Source organism: Ideonella sp. B508-1 (assembly GCF_000333615.1).
GTDB lineage: Bacteria > Pseudomonadota > Gammaproteobacteria > Burkholderiales > Burkholderiaceae_C > Ideonella.
Genome location: NZ_BADL01000437.1, coordinates 1 through 6,649, shown reverse-complemented (window position 1 = coordinate 6,649; position 6,649 = coordinate 1). Strand labels below are relative to the sequence as shown.

7 protein-coding genes and 2 pseudogenes are annotated in these 6,649 nt (G+C 68.7%); all 9 read right to left on the bottom strand.

Features of this window, described 5'->3' with window-relative positions; genetic code table 11:
* Nucleotides 1-151: pseudogene (locus I73_RS32765) on the bottom strand (toluene monooxygenase); the annotation flags it as partial.
* A 20-nt stretch (nt 152-171) separates the two neighbouring features.
* Complete coding sequence (locus I73_RS17670) at nt 172-486, bottom strand: MmoB/DmpM family protein (RefSeq protein WP_022981829.1); 315 nt, start codon at nt 484-486, stop codon at nt 172-174.
* Between the two features lie 18 nt (nt 487-504).
* Nucleotides 505-840, bottom strand: a complete 336-nt coding sequence (locus I73_RS17665) for a Rieske 2Fe-2S domain-containing protein (RefSeq protein ID WP_022981828.1) — start codon at nt 838-840, stop codon at nt 505-507.
* A gap of 10 nt (nt 841-850) precedes the next feature.
* Entirely contained in the window at nt 851-1,111 is a 261-nt protein-coding gene (locus I73_RS17660; protein ID WP_022981827.1) for a toluene-4-monooxygenase system B family protein, read from the bottom strand.
* Between the two features lie 24 nt (nt 1,112-1,135).
* On the bottom strand, nt 1,136-2,641 hold the full coding sequence (locus tag I73_RS17655) for a Toluene-4-monooxygenase system protein A (RefSeq protein ID WP_022981826.1): 1,506 nt from the start codon (nt 2,639-2,641) through the stop codon (nt 1,136-1,138).
* Between the two features lie 143 nt (nt 2,642-2,784).
* A complete protein-coding gene (locus I73_RS28775; protein ID WP_051049263.1) occupies nt 2,785-3,471 on the bottom strand; it encodes a response regulator transcription factor in 687 nt (228 codons plus the stop codon).
* The gene (locus tag I73_RS28770) at nt 3,468-5,456 is read right to left on the bottom strand and encodes an ATP-binding protein (RefSeq protein WP_234409539.1); all 1,989 of its coding nucleotides are present in this window, start codon (nt 5,454-5,456) and stop codon (nt 3,468-3,470) included. Before I73_RS28770 ends, I73_RS28775 begins: the two co-directional genes overlap by 4 nt.
* A 47-nt stretch (nt 5,457-5,503) precedes the next feature.
* Nucleotides 5,504-6,028, bottom strand: a pseudogene (locus tag I73_RS28765) (extracellular solute-binding protein); the annotation flags it as partial.
* Between the two features lie 156 nt (nt 6,029-6,184).
* Nucleotides 6,185-6,649, bottom strand: a 465-nt coding sequence (locus I73_RS17635) for an aminotransferase class III-fold pyridoxal phosphate-dependent enzyme (protein WP_022981822.1), incomplete at its 5' end; no start/stop codon positions are given.

Sequence of the window (6,649 nt, the reverse complement as noted above, 5' to 3'; positions counted from 1 at the left end):
CCGTGGTGGGGTCCAGCTCGAAGGGCGCGTCGGGGTTGTCGGTGGAGAAATGCAGGTTGGTCGAGACGATCTCGTACTCGCTGGGCTTGCGGCGGCGGCCGGCCAGGTGGCTCCAGGTCTTGAGCGGCTTGAGCACTTCGGGTTGTGACATGGGGGTGTCTCCTGCTCCGGTCAGAGCGTCTTTTCGTAATAGAAGCGGACCTGCTCGTCGCCGGTCTCGATGCGTCCGGCGAAGGAGCCCAGGTTGAGCTCCAGCTCGGACATCTTGAAAGGCCGGCCCAGCGCGCGTTCCAGCGTCTCGCGGCGCAGCACCAGCTCGCCTTCGCAGTCGATGCGCACATAGGCCAGCTTGTCATCGACGCGGATCTGCTTGCCGGGGTTGTCCTCCTCGGCGGCCTCGATCACGGCGCTGGTGATGGGGCTGGCGCGCAGCACGGGGCCGACGCGGTTGTTGCGGTAGGCCTCGGCGGTCTTGTCATGGCTCATGGTGTGGGGTCTCGGTGGTCAGCTGTGGGCGAACAGCGGGGTGACGTCGGCGGCGTCCACCAGCACGTCCTCGCCCTCGATGCGCACGGGGTACTGCGCCAGGCGGCAGTCGCCGGGGTTGATGCCCGCGCCGGTCTGGGCGTCGAAGGTCCACTGGTGGGCGCGGCACATCAGCACCTTGCCGTCGAACTTGCCTTCGCACAGCGGGATGTCCTGGTGCGGGCAGACGCCCTGGAAGGCGCGCACCTCGCCGCCGTCCATGCCCAGCAGCACGATGACGTGCTCGCCCACCTCGACCTCGGTCATCTCGCCTTCCCAGACCTCGTCCAGCGTGCAGACTTTCTGAAAGCTCATGGGCGGGTCCTCAGGCGTCGCAGAAGATGAACTCGAGCGACTCCATCGGCTGGATGTCGGTCTCGCACAGCTTCTTCTCGCGGGGGAAGAAGGTCTCGCTGCCCTGGCGGCGCACGCGCACCACCTTGCCGGGCTGCGGGCGCACGCGCCGGCCCACCGAGTGATGGGCGGCAGCGGCGGCCACCTCGTCCATGGTGTTCTCGGTGTCGACCGGCAGCAGCTGCAGCACGAAGTCGTACTGGAAGTTGGAAATCAGGGGGAACAGGGCCATCGTTGTCTCCAGGGTGTGGCAGGCTCAGGCAGCCTGCTTCTTGCTGCGCGGATCGCGGTAGGCGTCGACCCAGGCATAGCCGTGGGCGTCGTCGCCGATCTCGCCGGGGGCGAGGTTCATGTACTGCAGCGCGCCCATCAGGTTGGGCGGCTGGATCTGCCCGGCCAGGAAGCGGTCCACCAGGGTCAGGTGGTCGCGGTAGCGCAGCGGGTCCTGCTGGAAGACCCAGCGGTCGATCTCGGAGTTGAAGTGGTAGGTGCGGCCGTTGTAGGTCAGCGGGTGGTCCTTGACGTTCCAGCCCTTGCCCGGCACCGCGCAGATGGGGATCTGGCTCATGTTGCAGACGATGGGCAGGGTCTCCGGCAGGGTCAGGTCGGTGCGGCCGGCCTTGAGGTTGTCGATGATCACGTCCCAGGCCTGGCCGAAGCTGTCGTTCCAGCCGGGGTACTTCTCCTCCAGCCAGTCGCGGCAGTCGGGCGTCATGCCGGCGGCCACGTTCCACCACAGCGTCGGGCGCCAGTACCAGATGCCCATCTGGTAGGCGTGGTGCTGGTAGTCGAACTCGTGGATCATCTGGTCCCAGTAACAGGGCAGGTCCAGGCCCAGGTCCAGCAGCGTGCGCTCGAACTGGCCGACGATCCACTCGCGCATGAACTCCTTGAAGGACTGCTTGCGGTGCTCCAGCGGCGTGGCGTAATCCATGGCCGTGCCGGTGAGCAGGCAGAACAGGCGCCAGGCGCGGGCGATGGCCACGTCCACCAGCTTCTGCGCCTCCTCCTTACGCCCCTGGGCGATCAGAATCTGCAGCGCCGGCCCGCCGATCTGCGCATGGCGCGACTCGTCGGTCTGGATGCTGGAGATGAGGCTGGAGAAGGTGTAGTCGCCCGCCTCGGCCGCATCGGCCGCCAGGCCCAGGAACTGCATGTTGGTGAAGCCCGTCTCGAAGGCGAAGGTCAGCATCACCGCGATGTCGGTGGCGCTGCGTGCGAGGAACAGGTCGTCGAAGGTGTGGCGCGCTGCGATGGCCCCCCACTCGTTGGTGTGATAAGCCTTGTGCGCCCAGTCGAACTGGCGGTCCTTGGCGCAGTAGCTGTGCGGGAAGTACAGCTGGATCTGGGCGTGGCGGTTCTCGTCCATCATCCCGAAGGTGGCCATGTTGCGCATGCCCGGCGCGCGGCCGAAGCGGGTCATGCGGGCCTCGGCGCTCATCGCCGCGTACTCGCCCAGGGCGATGGCGCCGTAGTGCGACTTCAGGATCGAGAGCCAGCCCGGATCGGCCTCCTCGAACATGCGGCTGCGCTCCAGCGCGGCCTTGACCGAGTAGGCCCCGGCGTCCTTCTCGCGCTGGATGCGCACGTACTCGGGGTACGAGGTTTTGTAGGGTTCGTCGTAGCTTTCCCAGGCCTGCATCGGCACGCCCTTGGCGCCGGTCATCAGATCGGGAAAGAGTTCGTCTTCGCTGACGTAGGACGGTGTCCAGTTCGTGCTGCGCGCAATGTCATACCACTCGTTGCGGTCGAGCAAGGCCATGGCGTCTGTCTCCTGTGTGTTGGCGGTGGGCCTGCTGTGAGGCCCTCTTCTCGCCCGGCACCGTGCGGTGCGGTGGGCGTGCCATGCAAATCTAGTGAGACAGACCTGGGCGCACCATTGCACAAAGGTTCAGTTCGGCCCCTTCAGCCCCCGTTCAGCCCCTGGGACATTCCCGGATCGACGCGCGGCACGCCCAGGCGATCGAGCATGGCGATGAGCTCGGGCAATGAGCCTGCGGCCATCTTCTCCATCATGCGGTGGCGGTGCACCTTGACGGTCACCTCCGAGATGCCCAGGCGGTCGGCCGTCTGCTTGTTGCGCAGGCCCTGCAGCAGCCAGTGCAGCACCTCGCGCTCGCGCTGGGTGAGGGATTCGTAGCGCGCGCGCAGGGCCCGGCTGCCCTGCTGGGCCTGCCAGGCCTGCGCGGCCTCGGCCAGGCCCTGGGCGATGGCCCCCAGCAGGGCCTCGTCGTCGAAGGGCTTGGGCAGAAACTCGATGGCCCCGGCCTTGATGGCCCGCACGGTCATCGGGATGTCGCCATGGGCCGTCAGAAAGACGATGGGCAGCGGGCGGCCCGCCTGACTCAGTTCGCGCTGCAGCTCCAGCCCGGTCATGCCCGGCATGCGCACGTCCAGCACCAGGCAGGCCGGCCCGTCCAGGGGCATCTGCAGGCGCTGCAGCAGCTCGGCGGCCGAGGCGAAGCTCTCCACCGGCCAGCCGGCGGACCCGATCAGGCTGGCCAGGGCCTCGCGCATGGACAGGTCGTCGTCGACGACCAGCACGCGGAGCTGGCCCGGCACTGGCGCAGTGGCCGGAAATGGCACGCTCATGAGGTTGCACCCTCGCCCGCCACCGGCAGGGTGAAGCAGAAGGTGGCGCCTGCCCCGGGCCGCTGTTCGGTCCACAGCCGGCCGCCGTGCGACTCCACGATGCCGCGGCTGATGGCCAGGCCCATGCCCAGGCCCTGGGGCTTGCTGGTGTGGAAGGCCTGGAAGATCTCCTCGCCGGCCTGCGGGTCCAGCCCCGGCCCGGCATCCTCGACCTGCACCCGCAGGCTGGCCGCATCGTGCCGGCCCAGGGTGACGCGGACCCAGCGGGGCCCGGCCCCGTCGCGGCCGATGGCCTCCATGCCGTTCATCACCAGGTTGAGCACCACCTGCTGGACCTGCACCGGATCGGCCAGCACGGCCGGCAGCCCGTCGGGTGCGGCCACCTGCAGCGTCACCCGGCGGCTCTGGGCCTCGGCCTGCACCAGCTCGATGACCTCGGCCACCGCCGCGGCCAGGGCCACCGGCTGGCGGCGGCTGGCCCCGCGCTGCAGAAAGGCCCGAGTGCGGCCGATGATGTCGGCAGCGCGCCGGGCGTCGCGCACGATGCGCTCCAGCGCCGCATGGGTCTGGGGCTCGTTGGGCGGCTGGGCATCCAGCCAGCGCAGGCCAGCCTGGGCATTGGTCGCCACGGCCGCCAGGGGCTGGTTGATCTCATGGGCCAGCGAGGCCGCCATCTCGCCCAGCGCGCTGGCGCGGGTGACCTGGGCCAGGGCCTCGCGGGCCCCGGCCAGGGCCTCCTCGGCCGCCTTCTGCTCGGTGATGTCCTCGGCCACCACCACCAACAGCGGCGCGCCCGCGGCGGCGTCGGGCACCTGGGCCACGCTGGTGCTGGCCCACACCACCTGGCCATCGCGGTGCAGAAAGCGCCGCTGCACGTGGTACTCGCGCACCTCACCGGCCAGCACCCGGGCCACCCGCTCACGGCTGGCCGACTGTTCACCGGGCGGCGTGATGTCGGCCAGGTGGCAGGCGCGGATCTGGGCGTCCGTGTGCCCGAGCATGCGGCTGAACGCGGGGTTGGCCCCCAGGATGCGCTCGGCCCCGTCGAGCAGCGCGATGCCCACGGGGGAGTGCTCGTAGATGGCCCACCAGCGCTGCTCCGATTCCTGCAGCGCCCGCCGGCTGACGATGAGCTGGTGGGCCAGGTGGGCCAGGTCGTCGCTCTGCGAAGCCAGGGCCTGGCGCATGGCGTCACGGGCCAGCTTCATGCTCACCAGGTTGCGCACCCGGGCGCGCAGCTCATGTGCCGAGAAGGGCTTGGTCAGGTAGTCCTGCGCGGCCTGGGCCAGCAGCCGGGTGCGCAGCGCATGGTCGTCCCGCGCGGACAGCACCAGCACCGGCACCTCGGCCAGCGCAGGCGCCTCGCGGATGGCCTGGATCAGCCGGTCGCCGGACAGGCCCGGCATCATCAGGTCGGTGACGATCAGGTCCGGCGGCGCGGCCAGGGCCTGCTGCAGCGCCGTCTGCCCGTCGCCCACGGCCAGCACCCGGTGGTCGTGTCCCAGGGCTTCGCGCACGAAGCGCCGCATCTCGGGGTGGTCCTCCACCAGCAGCACGGTGGCGCGGCCGGGTGGCAGCGCCGCCCCCTCGGGTGCCAGCGCCTCGGCCTCGCCGGGCACGGCGGCGCACACGGCCTCTGCCGGCTGGACGGCGTCCAGTTCCGGCCAGGCGCGCGGGGCCGAGGTGAAGGCGGTCTGCAGCGGCCGGTCGGGCAGGTAATGCTCCTCGCCGGGTTGCAGCGGCAGCTCCAGCTGGAACAGGGCGCCGCCACCCGGCGCATCGCTCACACCGATCACGCCGCCGTGCAGCTGCACCAGCTCCTTCACGATGGCCAGCCCCAGGCCGGAGCCGCTCTGCTCGCCGGCCGCAGGCGCGCTGCCCTGGTGGAAGCGGTCGAAGATGGCCTGGCGCTGCGCCGCCGGCACGCCGGGCCCCGAGTCCTGCACCTTGAGCAGACAGCGCGTGCCGCCCAGCGGTTCCAGCACGCAGCGAATGCGCCCGCCTGCGGGCGTGAACTTGAAGGCGTTGGACAGCAGGTTCTGCAGATGTACTCGGGCTTGAACACCAGGTCCCAGACGTTGTCGGGCAGCGGCGCGCCACCCAGGGCGGCCTTGACCTTGTCGATGTTGATGCCCACGGTGGTGTAGCCCCACAGCCAGTTGACCATGTACTGGTTGCCCGGGTCGAGGTTGGCCAACTGGTTCAGCACGGCCGGATCCAGGTGCTTCCAGTTGGGCAGTTGGGACTTGTCCAGCTTCTGCAGCAGGCCGCCTTCGGCCTGCAGCTTGGCCCAATTCGACGAGGGCACCACGATGTCGTAGCCCGTCTTGCCAGCCACCAGCTTGGCGTGGACGATTTCGTTGTTGTCGAAGTTGTCGTACCGGACCTTGATGCCGGTTTCCTTCTCGAAGTTCTTGATGGTGTCTTCGGCGATGTAGTCGGACCAGTTGTAGATGTTGAGGACCTTTTCCTCTTCCTGGGCACGGGCGGCGCCGCTGGCTACGGCCAGAGCTGCCACGGCCAGAGACAAGACGGAACGCACTGAACTGAACTTCATGAAGAAACCTCCAGGGTCACGGATGATGGGGGGTGAAGAAACGCGAAGGCTGCGAAGGTGCGGAAGTGCACCACCTTGGGTTGCCCTGATCTGGGGCGATTTTGGCAGGCTCAAGAATGGTGCACTTCATGGAAAACGCGTCGATCAACGATCGGCTCAGAGCCAGCCCTTGGCCTTGACGTCCGCCAGCGTGAGGTCCAGGCAGCGGCGGATCAGGGCCATCATCTCGTCGACCTGGGCCCGGGTGATGATCAGCGGCGGGGCGATGACCATCCGGTCGCCCACCGCACGCATCACCAAGCCGTTGCCGAAGCAGTGGCCCCGACAGACCATGCCCACCTCCAGGGAGGAGGGGAAGAACTGTCGCGTGGCCTTGTCTTTCACGAGTTGAATGGCACCCATCAGTCCGCAACTGACCGCCTCGCCGACCAGCGGATGGTCACGCAGCGTCTCGAACTGCTGTGCAAGATACGGGCCGACATCGTCGCGCACATGCTCGACCAGCTTGAGCTGTTGCATCAGCTTGATGTTGGCCACGGCCACCGCGCAAGCCACCGGGTGGCCGGAGTAGGTGTAGCCGTGCTCGAACTCGCCACCCTTCTCGATCAGCACGTCGGCCAC

Bases quoted from the DNA above. Each gene is read 5' to 3' on its own strand.
- I73_RS28775 (WP_051049263.1), bottom strand. From the start codon at position 3,471: ATGAGCGTGCCATTTCCGGCCACTGCGCCAGTGCCGGGCCAGCTCCGC.
- I73_RS17670 (WP_022981829.1), bottom strand. From the start codon at position 486: ATGAGCCATGACAAGACCGCCGAGGCCTACCGCAACAACCGCGTCGGC.
- I73_RS17665 (WP_022981828.1), bottom strand. From the start codon at position 840: ATGAGCTTTCAGAAAGTCTGCACGCTGGACGAGGTCTGGGAAGGCGAG.
- I73_RS17660 (WP_022981827.1), bottom strand. From the start codon at position 1,111: ATGGCCCTGTTCCCCCTGATTTCCAACTTCCAGTACGACTTCGTGCTG.
- I73_RS17655 (WP_022981826.1), bottom strand. From the start codon at position 2,641: ATGGCCTTGCTCGACCGCAACGAGTGGTATGACATTGCGCGCAGCACG.